This window comes from Mycobacterium sp. 1245852.3, from assembly GCF_001669335.1.
Classification (GTDB): Bacteria; Actinomycetota; Actinomycetes; order Mycobacteriales; family Mycobacteriaceae; genus Mycobacterium; species Mycobacterium europaeum_A.
Genome location: NZ_LZLL01000283.1, coordinates 1 through 20,547, shown reverse-complemented (window position 1 = coordinate 20,547; position 20,547 = coordinate 1). Strand labels below are relative to the sequence as shown.

Below are 20,547 nucleotides of genomic sequence, written 5' to 3'. Positions count from 1 at the left end.
TAGCCGATTGGCAAGTTGCAGCCGCTGCGGGGCCGGTTATTGGGGGTCGAACAGCACCGGAACCGACGTCGGTGACCGGAAGACCTGGCCGCGGATGTGCGGGTCGTCCCCCTCGGGGTCCAGCCGAAGATTCGGCAGCCGGTCGAGCAGCAGGTTGATGGCCGTGCGCATCTCGAGGCGGGCCAGGTGCATGCCGAGGCAGACGTGCACGCCGTGCCCCCAGGCCAGATTCGGCCTCTGCTGCCGGTGGATGTTGAACGTGTCTGGATCGGGGTAGCGGTCCTCCTGCCGGTTGGCGGCGCCCAGCATCGGCATCACGCTCGACCCGGCCGGGATCGCGACTCCGCCGAGTTCGGTGTCGCGGGTAGCGACCCTGGTGATCGTCAACAGCGGCGGTTCCCACCGCACGCCCTCCTCGATCGCCTGCGGCAGCAGCGACCGGTCCGCGCGAATGGCGTCGAGCTGCCTGGGATCGGACAGCAGCGCGAGCAGGAGGTTGCCCAGCGCGCGGTAGGTGGTCTCCACTCCGGCGGGCAGCAGCAGCCGCAGGAAGGAATAGATCTCCTCGTCCTCGAGCTTCTCGCCGTCGATCTCCGCCTGGGCCAGCGCGCTGATCAGATCGTCCTTGGGTTCGGCGCGGCGGGCCGCGAGGATGGGCGCGAAGTAGTCGCACAGCGCCGCCGATGCGGCGAGTCCGCGTTCCGGGTTCAGGATCCAACTCAGCAGCGAGATGGACCAGCGCTGGAACTGCGGGTAGTCCTCCTCGGGCAGCCCCAGCAGACCGGCGATGATCTGACTCGGATAGTCGAAGGTGAATTCCTTGACCAAGTCGGCCTTGCCGTTGGCCGCGAACTTGTCGATGAGGCCATTGGCCACGCGGCCGACCAGCTCGTCCTCCCAGCGCGCCAAGGCCTTCTGCGAGAACGCCTTTGACACCAGCGACCGCAGCCGCCCGTGGATCGGCTCGTCCATGCCGAGCATGACCCGCTCCCCCAGGACCGGGCCGAACGCCGCGATGACGGCCGCCGAGGAGAACGTCTCGTTATCGCGCAGCATCTGCTGGGCTTCCTCGTGGCGGTAGACGATGAAGACCGGCTTGGATTCCTCGTGCGGCATCCCGGAGGTGTCCAGGCGCTGGATCGGTTCCTCACGGCGCAGCCGGGCCAGCTCGGTGTACGGGTCGCGCACGTCCCCCGAGACCGCGTCGTCGAAGGCGCCGAAGTCTTCCAGATCGTCGAAAAGTTGTTCCATGATTGCCCCTTCAATCCCCTTGCTGTGCCGCGTTCTTCGATGACGAGAACCGCCCGGCCACCGCGGCCAAGCGCTGCAGTGCCGGTTGCGGAAGAACACGGGCGACGAACACCATCGCTTTTTGGCTTGTGGTCAGGGGCCACGCGCCGTCGCGCATCGAGCCCTGACGGGGTATGCCCAGCACGATCCGCGACATGTGGTGCATGCCCGCCGCCGGCAGAATCCTGTTGGCCACCAACAGCATCGAGGCATCCGGGCCGACGCCCCGCCGGCGGAACGCACCCCGATCCTCGATCGCCCTGAGCAGGCCGTCGGTGAACCGCTCGGGTGGGCGGGCCATCTTCATCGCGAAACGCCCGCGGCTGTTCATGGTGTTGTGCAGCCGGGCGTACGGGCCGCCGAAGTTGCGGTCATCGGTGGTGCCGGCGTCGGTGATGATCGCGGTGTCGTACGTGCCGGCCACCAGGACGGTGACGCCGAGGCCGAACGGCGCGATCTCGCACGCCATCGATTCCCCCCAGCGCTCCAGCGCCCCCTTGGCCGCCGAGTAGGGCGCGGTTGCGGGCTGGCCGCGCACCCCGGCGGCGCTGGAAACCAGGACGATTCGCCCCTGGCCCGCCGCCCGCATCGACGGCAACAACGCTTGGGTGAGCGTGACGGGGCCCAGGAGGCTGGTGGCCAGCATGCGCTGCCACAACGCCATATCGGTTTCCTCGACCATGCCGGCGGCCGAGATGCCCGCGTTGTGCACCAGCGCGTACGGTGCGCCCACGGCCTCTTCGATCGACTTGGCCGCCGCGGCGATCGACGCGTTGTCGGTCAGGTCGAGCTGGACGCCGATCAGCCGGTCGTCGTCGGGTGCGTCCAGGCCCTGATCCTCAATGGCCTTGCGCAGCAGCGGCATTGCCTGGTCGGGAGTGCGCATGGCCGCGACCACGCGCCATCCTTCCCGGTACATCCGCACCGCGGAGGCGAAGCCGAGTCCGCGGGATGCACCGGTGATGACGACGGCGCGCGGCTCAACCATGCCGGCTCGCCTTTTGATCCTGGACAGCGCAGGCGCCTTCGCCCGGCGGTGGAGGATCGACGTGGGGCCGGCCGTTGGGTTCGCCGCTCGCCCACGTCGACCAGATGCCGACCGAGTAAGGGCCCTGGGCACCCGCCTTCTCGTAGAAGCCTTGCGGGTCATAGACTTTGGCCTCGGGATACGGCCACGGGCAGGCCACCGACGTGGCGGCGTGACTGGCCTTGATGGCCCAGAACCAGCCACCGTAGGCGAAGTACGACACGTTGATGATGAGGAACATCACCAGGAACGTGCCGAGCACCGGTCGCGTGGGGAACAACTTCGCTTTTGCGGCAAGCTTTTCCGCGACGGACTTACCGGTGTCGTCGCGATAGCACAGGATCGCCGCGGGGACCATCACGAAGCACACCGAGAACGACTCCCAGATCAGCGGGAACTGGAAGGTGGTGCCGGTGAACACCGATCCCCACGGGATCACCTGCGAGTAGATGTACATGCCCCAGTGGATCAGGATGTTTTCCAGGAAGGCATCGAAGATGAAACCGATCACCAGCGTGATCAGCCCCAGGCTGATCAGGGGATGCCGTGACACGTAACCGGTGGGCCCGTACTTCGCCTGCAACCTGCGCAGCAGCCAGACGGCCGGGAAGTAGGGGCCGAAGTAGAACATCACGTAACCGAAGACCACGAACGGTTCGACCGTCGGCGACAACGACACCAGCGGCCAGGATTCCGGCCAGTGCACGAGATCTGGGTTGTAGACCGCGAACGGCGACCAGTTCATGATCGGGTCCTGCCACACGATCAGCGTGGTACACAAGAACATCAGCATCACCGGGCTACCGGGATTGCGGCGCCAGCCCCTGATGAAGACGATCAACAGCACGATCAGCGCCACCACCGTGGCCCAGTCCAGGAAGCCGATGTAGTCCAGCCCGAACGTGAACTTCACCGGGCGCGGCCGGCCCTGCACGCCTGGGTTCGCGACGCGAGGGTCAAGGGCCACACGGCAATTCGCGATGAAGAACAACGCGAAGGCGGCCAGCGCCGCGCCGGCGATCCAACCGCCCCAGCTGCGCTTGCGCCCGCCCGGCGCGACGGGTTTGTCGTCCGTGGTCAGCGGGATGGATTGTTCTGTGGACATCAGTCTTCCTCTCCGAAGCGATCCACCAGGTGCGAGTTGATGCCGTCGGCGTCGAGGGTCCGCGCCACCAGATAGCCCGCACCCATCCAGGCGCGGCGCGTCCACTTGCCGAACGACACCCGGGTGCCGGGCGCGCCGGAGGCGGCGGGCATCATCTTGACCCGTTCCAACGCCTCTTTGACGCCGCGGGGACTCAACGGATGGGCGTCGGTGAACGCGCGCACCAACGTCGCGGCGACGTCGCGGTTGACCACGGTCACACAGAACTCGGGGCGACTGCCGTTGTACTTCGCCGCGTACCTGTCGAGGAAGTCCTGGCCGATCCGGTTCGCCTCGTCGTACTGGTCCACACCCGTCCAGCCCATGAACGCGTTCCACATGATCGGGTTGACCCAGGCGTTCTGCCACGCCGTCGTGGTGAAGCGGGGCGGGTCCCACCCGAGCGACTCGAGCGCCGGGTTGATGAACACGATGCCGAAGCCGAAGCCCAGGTGCACGATCGCCTCGGCCTTGGCCTCGTGCAGCGTTTGCACCGCGGCGTTGATGTCCTGGGCGGTCTGCGCGATGGGAACTTCGGCCACGATCCGAATGCCCTTACGCCGGCAGGCACTTCGCAGGTTCTTCAGGTAGCTCTCCCCGATCAGGCTCTGCTCGACCAGCACGCCGATCTCGGCGAGTCCGCGCTTGGCGATGAGGTCGGCCAAAAAGATCGGCTCGTCGGTCATGGAACCCTGCGGGAAGGCGAAGGTCCACTCGCCCAGCCAGTCGTCGGTGCCGGTCACGCTGATCGCGGGGACCTTGAAGCGTTCCTCGATCGCTTCTCGCAACGGCACGCAGTTATCCGTGATATTCGGACCGAACACCACCAGACAGCCCTCGTCGACGAGTTCGCCATACGCATCAATCACCGCCTTGACCGAACCTTTGGGCAAACCCTCGACCTCGCGGTAGATCATCTGCACCGGCCGGTCCATCAGTCCCTCGGCGACGGCTTCTTCGAAGATGAGCTCGAAAGTCTGGGTGAAGGAGGCGAACAGATCCTCGGGAAAACCCGGCGGGAGCGTGAAGTCCATCAGGTAACCGACCTTGATGGGCTCTGCGCTGCTCTCGTAGGACATCCGACCTCCCAGGTGACAGAATCGCGCGCCGAATGGCAAACCTAATATTTGTTCAGACCCTAGCGGGGGCGGTATGCAGCGTCAATCATCGGACCCGCCGGACCCGTCCGGCGCTAGGTAGATCTCGATCATCTCGCCCAGCGCCTTTCCCACCGCCACGTCGTCGGTCAGCGGGCCCGCGATCGCGGCCCGCGCCGCGTCGCGCATGCTCAACCCCTCGGCGACCAGCCTGCCCGCGGCGATCAGCACCCGCGTCGACGCCACCTCCCGCAGCCCGCCGGTTTCCAGCCGGCGGATGGCCTGCCCGAAGCGGACCAGCTCGGCCGCGGTGGATCGGTCCACGCCCGCCTCGTGCGCGACAATGCCCTCTTCGATATCGGCTGTGGGGAAATCGAATTCGATGGCCACCATCCGCTGTCGAGTCGAGTCCTTGAGATCCTTCAGCACGCTCTGATAGCCGGGGTTGTAGGACACCACCAGGCCGAATCCGGGCGCCGCGTCCAGCGTGATGCCGAGTCGCTCGATGGGCAGCTGTCGCCGGTGGTCGGCGAGCGGGTGCAGCACCACCGTGGTGTCCTGCCGGGCTTCCACCACCTCGTCGAGGTAGCAGATCGCCCCTTCGCGCACCGCCCGGGTCAGCGGGCCGTCCACCCACACCGTCTCGTCGCCGCGCAGCAGGTAGCGACCGACCAGGTCCGCGGTGGTGAGGTCGTCATGGCAGGCGACGGTGATCAGCGGGCGCCCGAGGTCGTGGGCCATCGCCTCGACGAATCGCGTCTTGCCGCAGCCCGTCGGGCCCTTGAGGACCAGCGCCAGGCCCTGCCGATAGGCCGCCTTGAAAACGGCCTCTTCGCTGCCGACCGCTTGGTAGTAAGGCCGCACGGGCTCCCCCTCGGGGGTCCCTCGGTTGAAGTAAGCAAGCCCGGACTCGTTGGCCATAGCTTCCCTTCTGCTACTTCCGGCGACTGGAGCCTAGCCGGAACAGATGTTTGTTTCAAGTGGCGCGGCCGCTGGCGACGGCGGTCCGGTGCGCCAATGGTGTTCTGGGACTTGGTATCACGGATATCCTGCGGCGCACCTCCGCCGAACGCAGCGCGGAGCGGAACAGGGGTCCGATCACACCGGCGAGCTGGTCGGGGTGTGCGATGGTCGCGTGTGCGGTGCTGCCGAAGACCCGGCGCAACGAGTGCACGTCGGTTCCCGCGCCGATCGTCAGGCACACGCAACCAGTTCCCCGGCGGCGGGCCTCGGTGAGCGCGCGGCGCGCGTCCGCGGCACCGTATGGCCGCTCATAGCCATGGTCGTAGGCCAGCCCGTCGGAGAGCACCACCAGCAGCCGCCGTGACGTGCCGCCGCGCGCCTCCAGGGTGGCCGCACCGTGGCGGATCGCGGCGCCCAGGCGCGAGTACGCGCCGGGCTCGAGGCTGTTGAGCCGCCTGATGACCTGGGCGTTCAGCTGGTCGTCGAACCGCTTGACCGGCACCATGCTCACCGCGCGCCGGCCCTGCGAGTAATAGGCGTACAGCGCGACGCGGTCACCGAGATCGTGCAGCGCCGCGGTCAGGTTCGCGACCGCCGCCCGCTGTTGTTCGTGCACCGTGCGGCCGACCGTTCCGGGTTCGCCCGCCGAGCCCGACACATCGAGCAGCAGCAGCACCGACAGGTCGCGCCGGCGGCGCAGGCTGTCCAGGTACACGGTCTCGTCGGGCACCGACCCGGCCCGCACCTCCACCCGGGCTTCCACGGCCGCGTCGATGTCGATGTCGTCGCCCTGCGCCTGCCGGTGGCGGCGGTGCAGACCCATGCCGAGCCGCGACAGCGGCCGCCGCACGCCGATGGCATCGTCGATGGACTGGGTGGCCGACACCTTGATCTTTGGATCGATCTCGCGCACGGTGCACCAGGCCGGCCGGTAGCTCTTGCGCGCGACGTCCCATTCCGGATATCGCACACCGTCCGCGGCGGTTTGGCCCTCGCGCTCGGCGTCCGCGTCGTCACCGGAGGTCGAGGCCAGCGACGTGACGGCGTATGCGCCACGCTTGCCGGAGCTGGTGCGATGGGTCGGGTTGTCCGCGCCGGGCGGGCCGCCGCCACTTCCCGTCTTGCGTGCGGAGGACAGCATCTTCTTCAACCACTTGCCGATGAATCCGCCCCCGCCGACGGGGCTGGTGAACAGGTCGGCATCGTCGGAGTCGTCCACCTCGCCGTCGTCGAGCTCGTCCAGTTCCGTTGCGCCGTTGCTCCGCGGCACGTGTCCGGGCCTGGCCTCTTCGTCTTGTTTGGCCGCCCGAGCGCACGCGGCGACCACCTTCGCCGCGCGCAGCACCCCGAACTGCGGCGGCGGCTCCGGCAGCGCCACCCGTGCCGCGGCGACGTCCAGCGACGCGCGCGGCGAATCGCTGCGGCGCGCGATGTCGGGGTCGCCCAGCGACGCCAAAACGCTTGGCAGCAAAGCGGCATTCGCGATCAGGGCGCGGTGGCCTTCGACCGCCAGATAGCGCTGCGCCAGTTTGCGGTGCCGCACCAACTTAGCGACCACATCGGGATCCAGGCTGCCGGCCGCGATCATCGAGGCGTGCACGGCGACCGACTCGAGCCGCGCGCGCGGCTCGGCGGCGGCATCGACGTAGATCGTTCGGCCGTCCGTCCACGCGGGTTCGCCGGGTGGCAGTTCGGCGACCGCCGCCGCCCGGCCCGCGAGCGCCGAGGCGAGCATGCCGAGCCCCTGCACCCGGTCGCCCCCGGCGTCGTCCCCCACGCACACCTCCGGATTGTTGACCAAATATCTGTTCCACCGTAAAGTCCGGCTGCACGGCAGTCAATGAATCAGGAGCACACGATGATTGAGTTCACCGGCCAGGTGGCGGTGGTGACCGGGGCCGGTCGGGGACTCGGTCGCCTGTACGCGCTGGACCTGGCCCGCCGGGGTGCGGCGGTGGTGGTCAACGACCTCGGCGGCTCCATGCGCGGCGACGGTTCCGACTCCCGCGTCGCCGACGAGGTGGTCGACGAGATCACCCGGGCCGGTGGCACCGCGCTCGCCTCGTACGACTCCGTGGACAATCCGGCCGGCGGGCAGGCGATCGTCGACGCCGCCGTCGATGGGTTCGGGCGCCTGGACGCCGTGGTCAGCAACGCCGGCATTTTCGGCAGCGTGGCGTTCGAGGACCTCTCGCACGACGACTGGACGCGGATGTTGCGCGTGCATCTCGACGGCGGCTTTCATCTGGCCCAGCCGGCGTATCGGGCGATGAAGAACAGCGGGGGCGGACGCTTCGTGTTCATCTCGTCATCCGCCGGGATCTTCGGCCAACCGATGGAGGCCCACTACGCGGCGGCCAAGGCCGGGTTGGTCGGGCTGACCAACGTCATCGCCATCGAGGGCGAAGCGCACGGCATACTCGCCAATTCCGTTATGCCTACCGGCTTTTCGCGGATGGTCACCGAGACCGTCGGCGACGAGAAGTTCCTTGCCGAATCCGGCTTCATGCAAGCCATCCGGCCCGAGCTCGTGGTACCGCTGGTGACGTTTCTGGCCAGCACCGCCTGCACCTTCACCCACCGCAACTACTCCGCGGCCGCCGGCCGCTACGCGCGGGTGTTCGTCGGCCTCACCGAGGGCTGGCTCGCCGAGGCCGACAGCCGTCCCACCGCCGAGGACATCGCGGCCCATCTCGAGCAGATCTCCTCGACGGAGAAGTTCATCGTGCCCGCGTCGATCGTCGACGAGGTGCTGGAAGTGTGTGAGCGACGCGGTGTCAGCCCGATGCCGGGTAACGCCGAGGTGGCCTTCCCCGAACCCCGAGGGAGTTGATTGACCAACTATCTGCTCGACCGTAGAGTCCGGCTTGGCCACAAGGTTTTCCGACGCCGAAGACGACGCTAGAGACAAAGAGAAACGTGGACTTTTCCTACCCGCCGGACGTGGAGCGATTCCGCGGCGAGCTGCGTGACTGGCTGGCGCAGAACCTGACCGACGAGTTGGTGGCGGCCCGCCGGCCCACCGGCCGCGACGACGCCGCATTCGAGATGCTGCGCGGCTGGAATGCGACGATGGCCGACGCGGGATGGGCCGCCGTGTCCTGGCCACCCGAATACGGCGGGCGCGGCGCGACGGTGCTCGAGCAACTGGTCTACACCGAAGAGACCACGCGCGCGCGAGCTCCTATGCCGCTCAACGTGATTGGACTCAACAACATCGCCCCGGCCATCATGCAGTACGGCACCGAGGCCCAGAAACGCACGCTGCTCCCCCGCATGATGCGCGCCGACGACATCTGGTGCCAGGGAATGTCGGAGCCGGAGGCGGGCTCCGACCTCGCGGCGCTGCGCACCCGCGCCGCGCGAGACGGTGACGACTTCGTCGTCAACGGTCAGAAGATCTGGACCTCGCTGGGACATCGGGCCGACTGGTGTCAGCTCTACGTGCGCACCGACCCCGAGGCGCCCAAACACAAGGGGATCTCCTGCCTGATCGTCGACATGACGCTGCCGGGCATCGAGGTCCGCCCGCTGGTCACGCTCAATGGTGACGCCGACTTCGCCGAGGTCTTCTTTCACGACGTGCGGGTGCCGGCGGACGCGTTGCTCGGTCCGCTCAACGCGGGCTGGCAGGTTGCCACCACCACGCTCAGCCACGAGCGCGCCGGCGCCGCCAGGCTGTACGCGGAGATGCAGGTGCGGCTCGAAGAGCTGGTCAATGATCTCGGCGCGGCCGGCAGCGACGCGCTGGACGATCCGGTGACGTTGCGGCGGCTCGGCGAAATCGCGCTTCGCATCAAGTATCTCGAAGTCCTGTGCCAGCGGTCGATCTCGGCGTCGTTGCATGGGGGTGACGCGTTCGGGTCGGCGAGCCTCGCCAAGACGGTGTGGGGCGAGATCGGCCAGGACCTGGCCGCATTGGCCTTCGACGTGCTGGGTACCAGCGGCGCCGGCGCGCCGTGGGCGAACTACCGGCTGACGTCGCGGTCGCTGACCATCGCGGGCGGCACCACGCAGATCAACAAGAACATCACCGCGCAGCGGGTGCTGGGGTTGCCGCGCAAATGAACCTCGAACTCACCGACGAGCAGGTGGCACTGCGCGACACCACGCGGCGCTTCCTCGCCGAGAAGGCTCCGATCGCCCAACACGTGCGGGCGCTGCTCGACGATCCGACCGGAACCGACGAGGCGGTGTGGCGCGGTCTCGCCGACCTGGGCACCACCGGTCTGCTGGTGCCCGAGGAGTACGGCGGCGCCGGCATGACGATGGTCGAGGCCGGCGTCGTCGCCGAAGAGCTGGGCGCGGCGTTGCACCCGGGGCCGTGGCTGTCTGCCGCAGTGGCCGCGCCGCGGGCGCTGACCCGGCTCGGCGCCGGCGAGACCGCACGGGAGTTGTTGCGCGGCATAGCCGACGGCACCACGGTCGCCACGGTCTGCTTTCCGGATTCGGCGACCGTTGCCGCGAGCCGACGCGACGACGCGGTCGTGTTGCACGGCGAGATCGCCGCGGTGCCCGACGCCGCGGCCGCCGATGTCCTACTCGCGGTCGCCGAGAACGGCGACGGCCCTGAGCTTTTCGCCGTGCGCGCCGGCTCGACCGGCTTGTCGGTGGCACCCGAATCCGGCATCGACCCGACCCGCAAGCAATTTCGCGTCACGTTCGACGCCGCGCCCGCCCAACGGCTGACCGCGACGTCCACCGCGGATCTGGCCGCGGTGATCGACGACGTGCTGATCGCCTCCGCGGCCGACGCGCTGGGCGCCGCGCGCGCCGTCATGGGCCTCGCGGTCGAATACGCGAAAAGCAGAACGCAATTCGGCCAGCCGATCGGCTCCTTCCAGGCCGTCCAACACCTGTGTGTGGACATGTACGAGACCGTCGAGCTGGCCCGCAGCGGCGTGATCCACGCCCTGTGGCTCAGCGACGCCGCCCCGGGAACGGGCGCTGCATCCGGCGAGGAGCGGCATCTCGCCGCGGTGCGGGCCAAGGCGTTCGCCGGGCGACTGGCCACGGTGGCCGACACCGCCATCCAGGTGTTCGGGGGCATCGGCTACACCTGGGAACACGATGCCCACCTGTACCTCAAACGCCTGCTGAGCTGGAGCGCATTTCGCGGGGGCCCCGACGAGTACCTCACCGAACTTGGTGCGCGCCTTGCCAAGCGAGGCCGGGCCTGATGGACATCGACTACCTGCTCACCGCGACCCCGTCGGCGCGCAAATCGCTCGACCTCGACGCGCCCGTCAACCCCGACGACATCCGCGACTGCCTGCGAATCGCGTTGCAGGCCGCGAACGGGTCGAATGCCCAGTCCTGGCGCTGGCTGGTGATCTCGGATCCGGAACTGCGCACCGAAATCGCGCGGTTGTATCGCCAGGCCTACCTGCTGCGGGTCGGTGGGCAGATGCTCGCCGAGCTGATGCCCGCGGGCACGCCCGAGAGCCGGGTCATGTCCTCTACGGAGTGGCTCGTCGAGCACATGGCCCGCGTGCCGTTGCTGGTAATCCCTTGCTATGAACCGTATTTGCCTCGGATCGAGGGCGATGAATCCTTTCATCTCGCCACGCTGTACGGCTCGATCTTTCCGCCGGTGTGGAATTTCCAATTGGCCTTGCACACTCGGGGGTACGGGACCTGCATCACCACCCTGCATCTGCATCACGAGGAGGAGATCCGCAACCTACTCGGGATTCCGCCGACCTACGTTCAGGGCTGTCTGCTACCGGTCGGCCGGCTGCGCGCGGGACGCACCTTCTCGCCTGCGCGGCGGCGGCCGCTCGAGGAAGTGGTCGCATGCGACCGCTGGGACGGCCCCCCGCTCTAGAATGGGGCTTTCACGCCTTTGTGCAGCGCATTCACCGCGCGCAGTCTGATAGCCTCTAACAAAGATTTGGTTCGGCAAGAGAGGACGAATGCGAATGCTCGCCGACCCGCAGTCGTCCAGATGCGCACACCGCTGACCATGGGCAAGGCCGAGTCACTGCGCGCCGGCGGCACAGCCGAATCCCCGACCCGCCGCGCCGAAATCCTCGCCACCGCGGCGTCATTGATCGCATCCTCGGGTCTGCGGACGTCGCTGCAGGAGATCGCCGACGCGGCAGGCATCCTTCCCGGCAGCCTGTATCACCATTTCGAGTCCAAAGAGGCCATCCTCGTCGAGTTGATCCGCCGCTATCAGGACGATCTGGACCGCATCGGGCGGGCCGCACAGGCGAGATTGGACGAACCCGACGCCCGTCCGGTCGAAGAACAGATCATCGAACTCGGGTCGGCGATCGCCGACTGCGCCGTAGAGCACCGCGCGGCCCTGCAGATGTCGTTCTACGAAGGGCCGAGCACGGATCCGGAGCTGATCAAGCTGACCCAGCAACGGCCCACGGCGATCCAGGAGGCGATGCTGCAGACGCTGCGCGCCGGCCGGTGGAGCGGCTACATCAAACCCGACATCGACCTTCCCACGTTGGCCGACCGCATCTGCCAGACCATGCTGCAGGTGGGCCTCGATGTCATGCGCCACAAGTCCGCCGCCGACCAGGTGGCCCAACTGCTGTGCCGAATCATCCTGCAGGGCTTGGCAACTCGGCCGCCGGCCGACGCGGCACTGGATCGCTCGAAAGCGTTCACCGCCGCCGATGACGTCATCGCCACCTGGTCCGACGACAGCGATGCCGACCCGAGCGACAAGGCGGCGGCGGTGCGGGCCGTGGCACGCGCCGAATTCGGCCGCAGAGGATATGAGGTCACCACCATCCGGGACATCGCCTCGGCGGCGGGCCTGGGCACCGGAACGGTGTATCGGGTGATCGGATCCAAGGACGAACTGCTCGCGTCGATCATGGAATCCTTTGGCAGGAAGGTCGAGGCGGGCTGGGTCAGCGTCCTGCGCTCGGATGCCACACCGATCGAAAAGCTGGACGCGCTGAGTTGGGTCAACGTCAACGCGCTCGATCGGTTCTCCGACGAGTTCAGGATTCAGCTGGCCTGGATGCGCCAATCGCCGCCGGACACGCCGAATCCGGGTTGGCTCTACGCCACGCGGCTGCGACAGATGAAAACGCTGCTTACCGAGGGGATCCGCTCGGGAGAGATCGCAATCGACGCCCCGTCCACCGCGATACTGGCCCGCTGCCTCATCGGCCTGCAATGGATACCGGAGAACATCCTCGCCGAGATCGGCACGCGCGCGGCCTTGGTGCACGCGCGCGACACCGTGCTGCGCGGCGTCGCGGTCCGCGGCAAGTAACGCTCGAGTAACCCGCCCCGGTATTGAACCAAATAACTGTTACCCATACAGTTGAGCAGTTAGAACCGCGTTGGCATTATCCGAGAAGGGGATTTCCATGACCATTGTCGATCGGTTGCGCTACGACGGCAAGCGCGCTCTCGTCGTCGGTGGCGCGACTGGCATGGGCGCCGCGGCGGCCAAGTCAGCGGCCGAGCTGGGCGCTGAAGTGATCGTGATGGACTACGCGCCGGTGAATTACGACGTCGCCAAGTCCATCCAGGTCGACCTGCGCGACACCGGGTCGATCGACGCCGCGCTCGAGCAGCTGGACGGCCCCGTCCACGCCGTGTTCTCGGCCGCCGGCATCGCCGACGGGACCACCGACCTGATGGCGATCAACTTCCTCGGTCACCGGCACCTGATCGAGCGGTTGCTCGAGCGCAACCAGCTCCCCTCCGGCTCGGCGATCTGCTTCATCTCCTCGGTCGCCGGCATGGGCTGGGAGAACGACCTGGACCTGCTGAACGAGTTCCTGGCCACCCCGGACTTCGCGTCGGCCCAGGAATGGGTCAAGGCGCACGAAGCCGAGGGCATCATTCACTACGGCTTCTCCAAGAAGGTCGTCAACGCCTACGTCGCCACCCAGGGCTATCCGCTGCTGAAGAAGGGCATTCGGATCAACGCGATCTGCCCGGGCCCCACCGACACCCCGCTGGCCCAGTCCAACGCAGACCTGTGGCTGACCTTCGCCCAGGACTACCGCGAGGAGACCGGCTCCAAGGTGCACACCCCGGAGCAGATGGGCGACGTGATGGCGTTCCTCAACAGCGCCGCCGCGTTCGGCATCAACGGAATCACGCTGCTGGTGGACTACGGCCACACGATGGCCTCGGTCACCAACGCCTACCCGCCGGGCAAGCCGATCATCGACATCATCATGGGCAAGGTGAAGCTCTAAGGAGCGCGCTACCGTCGGAGGGATGGCACGCATCATCGTCTTCGGCGGGCACGGCAAGGTCGCGCTGCAGCTGGCTCGTAACCTGACCCAGCGCGGCGACCAGGTGAGCTCGGTCTTCCGCAATCCCGACCAATCCGACGACGTCGCTGCCACCGGTGCAACGCCGGTGGTGGCCGACATCGAACGGCTCGACACCGACGCGCTGGCCGACCTGCTGGCCGGGCACGACGCGGTCGTCTTCTCCGCAGGGGCGGGCGGCGGCGATCCGGCGCGGACCTACGCCGTCGATCGTGACGCGGCGATCCGAGTGATCGACGCCGCCGGACAAGCGGGAGTCAAGCGGTTCGTGATGGTGTCCTATTTCGGCGCCGGGCCCGACCACGGTGTGTCCCAGGACAATTCGTTCTTCCCCTATGCCGAGGCCAAGGCCGCCGCCGACGCCCACCTGCGCGATAGCGACCTGGACTGGACGGTGCTGGGGCCGGGGCGACTCACGCTGGAACCCGCCACCGGCAAGATCGTCCTCGGGCGCGGCACGGGCGAGGTGTCGCGCGCCGACGTCGCGCTCGTCGCCGCTGCCGCGCTGGCCGACGATTCGACCATCCGGCGGACCATCGAATTCAACAACGGCGACGACGCAACTGCGCTCCCGATCGCGCAGGCGTTGGCGGGCTGACTAAGCTCGAGTCCGCAGCTGGTCTGCCTGTGCCGCAACCGCGGCGCCGGCATCGAGCGAAGCAACGTTAGTAACGCTTCGTGAGAGGGAACCCGGTGAGAATCCGGGACTGTCCCGCAACGGTATGCAGGAACGACCGCCGTCAGAGTTTTTGGCAAGCACTGGTCGAAAGACTGGGAAGCGACGGCCATTAGGAGCACCACCTGAGTGCGCGCCTGCGAGTCCGGAGACCTGCCGGTTGTGCCGGGCGCGCCGCGTCCGGCGGCTCATCGCCTCGAGGAATGGGCGTCACGCTGCAGCCGTTGCGGTTGGTACCCGGGTACGCACCGCTAACGGATCGGCTGCACGTCCGCCGGCGGTGACCACCACGTCGAATGAAGGACGAATATCGTGACCCCTCAAGCATTCACCGCCACGGTTGTCGGCTCGCCGCGCATTGGCCCGAAACGCGAACTCAAGCGCGCAACCGAGGGCTATTGGGCCGGGCGCACCAGCCGCGCCGACCTGGAGAAGGTCGCCGCCACCCTGCGCCGCGACACCTGGCAACACCTGGCCGACGCCGGGCTGGATTCGGTGCCGGTCAACACCTTCTCCTATTACGACCAGGTGCTCGACACCGCGGTGATGCTGGGCGCGTTGCCGGCCCGGGCCGCACAGGTTGCCGACGATTTGGATCGCTACTTCGCCGCGGCACGCGGCAACCAAGACGTCGCACCGCTGGAGATGACCAAGTGGTTCGACACCAACTACCACTACATCGTTCCCGAGATCGGGCCCTCGACCACGTTCTCGCTGAACCCCGACAAGGTGCTTTCGGAGCTGAAAGAGGCCCTGGGACAGAACATTCCGGCCCGCCCGGTGGTCGTCGGCCCGATCACGTTCCTGCTGCTGAGCAAGGCGGTCGACGGCGGCGGCGCCCCCGTCGAGCGCCTGCAGGAACTGGTGCCGATCTACTCCGAACTGTTGTCACTGCTGGCCGACAACGGTGCGCAGTGGGTGCAGCTCGACGAGCCGGCGCTGGTCACCGACATCTCCCCCGACGCGCCTGCGTTGGCCGAGGCCGTCTACAACGCGCTGGGCAACGCGAGTAATCGTCCCGCCATCTATGTCGCCACCTACTTCGGCGACCCGGGTGATTCGTTGGGGGCGCTGGCCCGCACGCCCGTCGAGGCGATCGGCGTCGACCTGGTCTACGGCGCCGACACTGCAGTGGCGGCGGTGCCCGAGCTCGCGAACAAGACGCTGGTCGCCGGTGTGGTGGACGGACGCAACATCTGGCGGACCGACCTGGAAGCGGCGCTGGGCAAGCTGACGACGCTCGTGAATTCCGCTGGGCACGTGGCGGTTTCGACGTCCTGTTCGACGTTGCACGTGCCGTACTCGCTGGAGCCGGAGACCGGGCTGGACGAAGCGCTGCGTAGCTGGCTTGCGTTCGGGCAGGAGAAGGTCGCCGAGGTGGTGACGCTGGCCCGCGCCCTGCACGGTGACCTCGGAGGCCGGGCCTCCGTGGCCGACGAGATCGCGGCCTCCAACGCGGCCGTGGCGTCCCGCAAGAGTGACCCGCGCCTGCACAACGACGATCTAAGGTCGCGCATCGACTCGATCGTCGCGTCGGGTACGCACCGGGGTGACGCGGCGCAGCGCCGGGCCAGCCAGGAGGAGCGCCTGCACCTGCCGCCGCTGCCGACCACGACGATCGGGTCGTTCCCGCAAACCGTCGCGATCCGCAAGGCGCGCGCCGCGTTGGTCGCCGGCGAGATCGACGAGACCGAGTACCGGAGGCGGATGAAGCAGGAGATCGCCGACGTCATCAAGTTGCAGGAAAGCCTCGGGATCGACGTGCTGGTGCACGGCGAGCCGGAGCGCAACGACATGGTGCAGTACTTCGCCGAGCAGCTGGACGGCTTCTTCGCGACCAAGAACGGGTGGGTGCAGTCCTACGGCAGCCGCTGCGTGCGCCCGCCGGTGCTCTTCGGCGACGTCATTCGCCGGCATCCGATGACGGTGGAATGGGCGAAATACGCTCAGTCGCTGACCGATAAGCCGGTCAAGGGCATGCTGACGGGGCCCGTGACGATTTTGGCGTGGTCGTTCGTCCGCGACGACCAGCCGCTGGCCGACACGGCCAACCAGGTAGCGCTGGCCATTCGCGACGAGACGGTGGACCTGCAGGCGGCGGGTATCGCGATCATTCAGGTCGACGAGCCGGCGCTGCGGGAGCTGCTGCCGCTGCGTCGCGCCGACCAGGACGAGTACTTGCGTTGGGCGGTAGGGTCTTTCCGCTTGGCCACCTCCGGCGTCGCGGACTCCACCCAGATCCATACCCACCTGTGCTACTCGGAATTCGGTGAGGTGATCGGGGCCATCGCCGACCTGGACGCCGACGTGACGTCCCTCGAGGCGGCACGCTCGCACATGGAGGTGCTCGACGATTTGAACTCGATCGGCTTCTCCAACAGCGTGGGTCCTGGCGTGTACGACATCCACTCACCGCGGGTGCCGAGCACCGGCGAGATGGCCGAGTCGCTGCGCGCGGCGCTGCGGGCCGTGCCGGCCGAGCGGCTGTGGGTCAACCCGGACTGCGGGCTGAAGACCCGCAACCCCGACGAGGTGACCGCGTCGCTGCGCAACATGGTCGCCGCGGCGCAGGAGGTGCGGGCGAGCGCATAGGTCATCCCGAGCGTAAGCCCACTGCGATTTCCGACGGGATATTTCGCAGTGGGCTTACGCTCGCGGGCGGACGCCGGCCGGACCTACGCGGGCGGCTACTCCGAAACCACCTGCACCGGAACGTCGTCGGCCCACGGTTGGCGGACGACCATGTCGGCGACCCGGACGATGCCGCGCTCGAATTCACCGGTCGCGGCGTCGACCAACCGGTACGCCTGCGTCTGCTTGTGAATCGGTTGCGCATCAAGCAGAACCACGCGGACCTCGCCGGGCTCGAAGTGGCAGCGCTCCTGCAGGGCGGCGATCAGTTGCTCGTTGTGCATGTGGCCGTCGCCGAAGTTCCAGCCGATCGCGGTGCTGCAGATCCGCTCGCCGTCGGTAATGACGTAGTCATTTTCGTTCTGGCCGGCCATGGCCCGGTGCGCCAGGGTGAACAGCGCCCGGCCGTGAGTGTTGAACCCGCGGAACGCATATCCCATATAGATCGGGATCTGTGCCGCCTCGGGGCTGCCGTAGAACCGCTCCAACTGGGCCTGCGGCATGCTGGCGATCGCCACGATGCCCCGGCCGATCTTGTCGCTGGCCGAGGGTTTGATGCACCACAGTGTGGTGTCCCAGTTGCCGGCGTAGTAACGCATCCCGGGCAGGAACGAGATCTTGCGCGGGAACATGTTGCCCAACAAGACGATTCCCGCGATGACCACGAAGAGCACCGCGACCACCACCGGGTGTTTCAGCTCGCGCAGCCCGATGTGGGTGTGCGCGACGAACAACGACAGCACGCCGAAGATCATGAAGACGTTCCACTCCAGCGGCACGCCCATCGGGATCGACACGAGGATTCCCAAGTGGAAGCACACCATCACGATGGCGGCGATGGTGACCGGCCAGCCGCCGTGACAGAAGAAGAGCGGTAACGGCACCAGCATCTCGATGGCGGTGCTCAGGTGTGCCAGCCAGCGTGACAGGCGGCCAGGCCGCAGATCGTCCGGGAAGTGTTCGAAGAAGCGCCGTTTCAGCCAGCGGGGCCGCACCAGCGGGTTGTTCGACATCATCGTGGAGATCACGAACGGAAAGTGTTTGTTGAGTTTGGATGTCGCGGCCCCGATCCAGATCACCAGGAAAACCACCTTGGAGCCGACGATCATGTCGGGCGCGCCGAACAGGAAAGTCACCGCCATGGTTGCGTACACCTCACCGCGGGCGGCCAGGAAGATCACCTTGTCGCGCAGACCAACCACCGCCAGCAGCAACAGGATCAACACGATCTTCCAGGCGGGCAGCAGTCCGATTGTGGTGCCCAGCTCGGGCATCGGCCCGGTGCCGTCGGCGAACAGCGCCGCGAACGTGAACAACAGGAACAGCGCGTAGAGCGCGACGTCGACCGGCTTGCGCTTGGTACCACTGGTGAGCGGGACCCGATCCGGCCACGGTGGCAGCCGGATGGTGCCGAACCGCATCCAGTACAGAATCGAGCCCATCGGCGGGAAGAACCGGTTGTTCAACGGCCCGAAGCCGCATCCCAGCCCGATCACCTCGAACAGCATCGTGTAGAGCACGACCTTCTCGAACACGATGGGCTCCGACCACCACGACGCGACGTGTGTGATACCGCCGAGACCGTTGGTGGCCGACGCGAACAGCCACGCGCCCAGGATGTAGAGCAGGATCTTGACGACATAAAACAGATGGAGCACCACCGGCGTGCCGAAACCCACCTCGGCCCAGTGCTTGGCCATCGGCCGGATCTTCTCGCTACGGGTGCCCTTGTTCCATTCGGCCATGTCGAGCTGCGGCAGCTCGGGCTTCAGAAATCCCATGGTTCCACAGACTAGAACGTGTTCTAGGCCCGCGTGCTGCAACCTTGGGCCCCGGCGCGGGCGGGTCGCCGCCGGCGCGAACGCAAACGGAAATCTGTGTTAACCGGCCACCACCGGCGCCCGGTCAGTGTAGTTTGCTGCTGGGGTGGGCGAGGTCGAGGAGACAAACGTGTCTGAGGTCGATTTTTGCGTGGTCGGAGCGGGATTCGCGGGTTTGACGGCCGCTTTGCGACTCATCCAGGCGGGGCATTCGGTGGCCTTGCTGGAGGCGCGTGATCGGGTCGGTGGCCGGACCTTCACCGAGACGCGAGCCGACGGCACGTGGATCGATCGCGGCGGCGCGTGGATCGGCCCGGGCCAGGACCGAATCTATGCGCTGATGAACGAGTTCGGTGTGCCGGAGTACAAGCAGCACAACGACGGCGACGCGATGATGATCGTCGGCGGCAAGAAACACCGCTACGGCGGCACCATCCCGTGGACCGTCAGCCCCTGGGCCGTCGCCAACCTCGGGATCGGTCTGGCCACCATCGAGAAGATGTGCAAGGCGATTCCGCGCGAGGCGCCGTGGGAGGCGAAGAAGGCCCAGGAGTGGGACCGCATCAGCATCGGGCAATGGATCGAGAAGAACTCCATGTCCTCCGAGGCCGCGGAGATGCTGGACATGGCCTTCGCCGGCCTCTACACCTCGGCGGCGTCTGAGACGTCGCTGCTGTGGGGCCTACTGCAGACGGCGTCGGCGGGTGGGCTCACGTTCGCGATTTCGGGCAAGGGTGGCTCCCAGGACGCGCGCCCGGTCGGTGGGATGGGCGCGCTGCACCGCCCGATGGTGGCCGCGCTGGGCGACGCGCTGCACCTGTCGCAGCCGGTGCGCCAAATCGCCCAGGACGCCGACGGTGTGACGGTCAGCGCGGCCGACCTGACGGTGCGGGCGCGCCGAGTCATCGTCGCGATCCCACTGGCCATCGCCACCTCGATTCACTACGAACCGATGCTCCCGGTGGACCGGGCATTTCTGCACCATCGACTGCCGAGCGGCGCGGTTATCAAGACTTCGCTCATCTACGACGAACCGTTCTGGCGTGCCGACGGACTCTCCGGCCAGACCGCCGCGCCGGGGTCTCCCGCCACCCTGACCATCGACGCCTGCACGGACACCGCGGATCCGGGAATCATGTGCGTCATCACCGAGGGACGCGCGGCGCGCCGCCTCACGCAACTCGACGAGGCCGAGCGCAGGGCCCTAGTCATCGGCGAACTCGTCGATCGGTTCGGCGAGAAAGCCAAAGCGCCGCAGGAGTTCCACGAGCAGAACTGGACGGTGGACCGCTATTCCGGCGGCGGGATGATCGGGCACGCCCCCACCGGCGTGCTGACCGAATACGGCTACACCTTGCGCGAGCCCTGCCGCCGGATTCATTGGGCCGGCACCGAAAGCTCGGCGGTGATGTGCGGGTGGATCGATGGCGCGATTCGTTCCGGCGAGCGCGCCGCGGTCGAGGTGGCCGAGGCCGAGACCGCGGCGGTCGCGTAGCCCGACTCAGCGGGGCAGCGTGCCCAAATCACTTGTGCCTCTTTTGTTTCAGTGGTTTCAGGAGAGCGCTTTTTGTCGGTGGCCCGTTCTAGCATTCGAACATGAGTTCGATAGATGACCGGGAGCAGATTCAGGCCGAC

General features: G+C 67.4%; 16 protein-coding genes and 1 riboswitch. Of the genes, 9 read left to right on the top strand and 7 right to left on the bottom strand.

Annotation, left to right across the window (positions count from 1 at the left end; translation table 11 throughout):
- Nucleotides 1-36: 36 nt before the first annotated feature.
- From A9W96_RS12500 to A9W96_RS12475, 6 genes are all read right to left on the bottom strand, one after another.
- A complete protein-coding gene (locus A9W96_RS12500) occupies nt 37-1,251 on the bottom strand; it encodes a cytochrome P450 (RefSeq protein WP_067024759.1) in 1,215 nt (404 codons plus the stop codon).
- Between the two features lie 10 nt (nt 1,252-1,261).
- Nucleotides 1,262-2,278: an SDR family NAD(P)-dependent oxidoreductase gene (locus tag A9W96_RS12495; protein WP_067024756.1), complete on the bottom strand. Its 1,017-nt coding sequence runs from the start codon at nt 2,276-2,278 to the stop codon at nt 1,262-1,264.
- A complete protein-coding gene (locus A9W96_RS12490) occupies nt 2,271-3,422 on the bottom strand; it encodes a spirocyclase AveC family protein (protein WP_067024753.1) in 1,152 nt (383 codons plus the stop codon). Before A9W96_RS12490 ends, A9W96_RS12495 begins: the two co-directional genes overlap by 8 nt.
- Nucleotides 3,422-4,540 (bottom strand): ABC transporter substrate-binding protein, encoded by a 1,119-nt coding sequence (locus A9W96_RS12485; RefSeq protein WP_066878663.1) that lies wholly within the window; start codon nt 4,538-4,540, stop codon nt 3,422-3,424. The genes A9W96_RS12490 and A9W96_RS12485 overlap by 1 nt, the downstream gene beginning before the upstream one ends.
- A gap of 81 nt (nt 4,541-4,621) precedes the next feature.
- Nucleotides 4,622-5,479, bottom strand: a complete 858-nt coding sequence (locus tag A9W96_RS12480; protein ID WP_066866156.1) for a CbbQ/NirQ/NorQ/GpvN family protein — start codon at nt 5,477-5,479, stop codon at nt 4,622-4,624.
- A gap of 55 nt (nt 5,480-5,534) precedes the next feature.
- On the bottom strand, nt 5,535-7,298 hold the full coding sequence (locus A9W96_RS12475) for a nitric oxide reductase activation protein NorD (RefSeq protein ID WP_067140102.1): 1,764 nt from the start codon (nt 7,296-7,298) through the stop codon (nt 5,535-5,537).
- 81 nt (nt 7,299-7,379) lie between these two features.
- Here A9W96_RS12475 and A9W96_RS12470 point away from each other — a divergent pair, with 81 nt between their 5' ends.
- From A9W96_RS12470 to metE, 8 genes are all read left to right on the top strand, one after another.
- Nucleotides 7,380-8,354, top strand: a complete 975-nt coding sequence (locus A9W96_RS12470) for an SDR family NAD(P)-dependent oxidoreductase (RefSeq protein ID WP_066866180.1) — start codon at nt 7,380-7,382, stop codon at nt 8,352-8,354.
- A gap of 86 nt (nt 8,355-8,440) precedes the next feature.
- Nucleotides 8,441-9,589 (top strand): acyl-CoA dehydrogenase family protein, encoded by a 1,149-nt coding sequence (locus A9W96_RS12465; RefSeq protein WP_066866153.1) that lies wholly within the window; start codon nt 8,441-8,443, stop codon nt 9,587-9,589.
- The gene (locus tag A9W96_RS12460) at nt 9,586-10,701 is read left to right on the top strand and encodes an acyl-CoA dehydrogenase family protein (protein ID WP_067140099.1); all 1,116 of its coding nucleotides are present in this window, start codon (nt 9,586-9,588) and stop codon (nt 10,699-10,701) included. Before A9W96_RS12465 ends, A9W96_RS12460 begins: the two co-directional genes overlap by 4 nt.
- Nucleotides 10,701-11,348 carry a nitroreductase family protein gene (locus tag A9W96_RS12455; protein WP_066866149.1) on the top strand — a complete coding sequence of 216 codons (648 nt, stop codon included), beginning with the start codon at nt 10,701-10,703 and terminating at the stop codon, nt 11,346-11,348. The genes A9W96_RS12460 and A9W96_RS12455 overlap by 1 nt, the downstream gene beginning before the upstream one ends.
- Nucleotides 11,349-11,486: 138 nt before the next feature.
- Nucleotides 11,487-12,767 carry a TetR/AcrR family transcriptional regulator gene (locus tag A9W96_RS12450; protein ID WP_067140130.1) on the top strand — a complete coding sequence of 427 codons (1,281 nt, stop codon included), beginning with the start codon at nt 11,487-11,489 and terminating at the stop codon, nt 12,765-12,767.
- Between the two features lie 97 nt (nt 12,768-12,864).
- Nucleotides 12,865-13,707, top strand: a complete 843-nt coding sequence (locus tag A9W96_RS12445) for an SDR family oxidoreductase (RefSeq protein WP_066866147.1) — start codon at nt 12,865-12,867, stop codon at nt 13,705-13,707.
- A gap of 22 nt (nt 13,708-13,729) precedes the next feature.
- Nucleotides 13,730-14,383 carry an SDR family oxidoreductase gene (locus A9W96_RS12440; protein ID WP_067140097.1) on the top strand — a complete coding sequence of 218 codons (654 nt, stop codon included), beginning with the start codon at nt 13,730-13,732 and terminating at the stop codon, nt 14,381-14,383.
- A gap of 51 nt (nt 14,384-14,434) precedes the next feature.
- A riboswitch (cobalamin riboswitch) is annotated at nt 14,435-14,637 on the top strand.
- Nucleotides 14,638-14,773: 136 nt separating this feature from the next.
- Nucleotides 14,774-17,053, top strand: a complete 2,280-nt coding sequence (metE, locus tag A9W96_RS12435) for a 5-methyltetrahydropteroyltriglutamate--homocysteine S-methyltransferase (RefSeq protein WP_067140093.1) — start codon at nt 14,774-14,776, stop codon at nt 17,051-17,053.
- A gap of 95 nt (nt 17,054-17,148) precedes the next feature.
- Here metE and A9W96_RS12430 read toward each other — a convergent pair whose 3' ends face one another.
- Nucleotides 17,149-18,873, bottom strand: a complete 1,725-nt coding sequence (locus A9W96_RS12430; RefSeq protein ID WP_067140090.1) for a DUF3556 domain-containing protein — start codon at nt 18,871-18,873, stop codon at nt 17,149-17,151.
- Nucleotides 18,874-19,042: 169 nt separating this feature from the next.
- Here A9W96_RS12430 and A9W96_RS12425 point away from each other — a divergent pair, with 169 nt between their 5' ends.
- Entirely contained in the window at nt 19,043-20,407 is a 1,365-nt protein-coding gene (locus A9W96_RS12425) for an FAD-dependent oxidoreductase (RefSeq protein ID WP_067140127.1), read from the top strand.
- Nucleotides 20,408-20,547 lie beyond the last annotated feature (140 nt).

Bases quoted from the DNA above. Each gene is read 5' to 3' on its own strand.
- A9W96_RS12500 (WP_067024759.1), bottom strand. From the start codon at position 1,251: ATGGAACAACTTTTCGACGATCTGGAAGACTTCGGCGCCTTCGACGAC.
- A9W96_RS12495 (WP_067024756.1), bottom strand. From the start codon at position 2,278: ATGGTTGAGCCGCGCGCCGTCGTCATCACCGGTGCATCCCGCGGACTC.
- A9W96_RS12490 (WP_067024753.1), bottom strand. From the start codon at position 3,422: ATGTCCACAGAACAATCCATCCCGCTGACCACGGACGACAAACCCGTC.
- A9W96_RS12485 (WP_066878663.1), bottom strand. From the start codon at position 4,540: ATGTCCTACGAGAGCAGCGCAGAGCCCATCAAGGTCGGTTACCTGATG.
- A9W96_RS12480 (WP_066866156.1), bottom strand. From the start codon at position 5,479: ATGGCCAACGAGTCCGGGCTTGCTTACTTCAACCGAGGGACCCCCGAG.
- A9W96_RS12470 (WP_066866180.1), top strand. From the start codon at position 7,380: ATGATTGAGTTCACCGGCCAGGTGGCGGTGGTGACCGGGGCCGGTCGG.
- A9W96_RS12460 (WP_067140099.1), top strand. From the start codon at position 9,586: ATGAACCTCGAACTCACCGACGAGCAGGTGGCACTGCGCGACACCACG.
- A9W96_RS12455 (WP_066866149.1), top strand. From the start codon at position 10,701: ATGGACATCGACTACCTGCTCACCGCGACCCCGTCGGCGCGCAAATCG.
- A9W96_RS12450 (WP_067140130.1), top strand. From the start codon at position 11,487: ATGGGCAAGGCCGAGTCACTGCGCGCCGGCGGCACAGCCGAATCCCCG.
- A9W96_RS12445 (WP_066866147.1), top strand. From the start codon at position 12,865: ATGACCATTGTCGATCGGTTGCGCTACGACGGCAAGCGCGCTCTCGTC.
- A9W96_RS12440 (WP_067140097.1), top strand. From the start codon at position 13,730: ATGGCACGCATCATCGTCTTCGGCGGGCACGGCAAGGTCGCGCTGCAG.
- A9W96_RS12430 (WP_067140090.1), bottom strand. From the start codon at position 18,873: ATGGGATTTCTGAAGCCCGAGCTGCCGCAGCTCGACATGGCCGAATGG.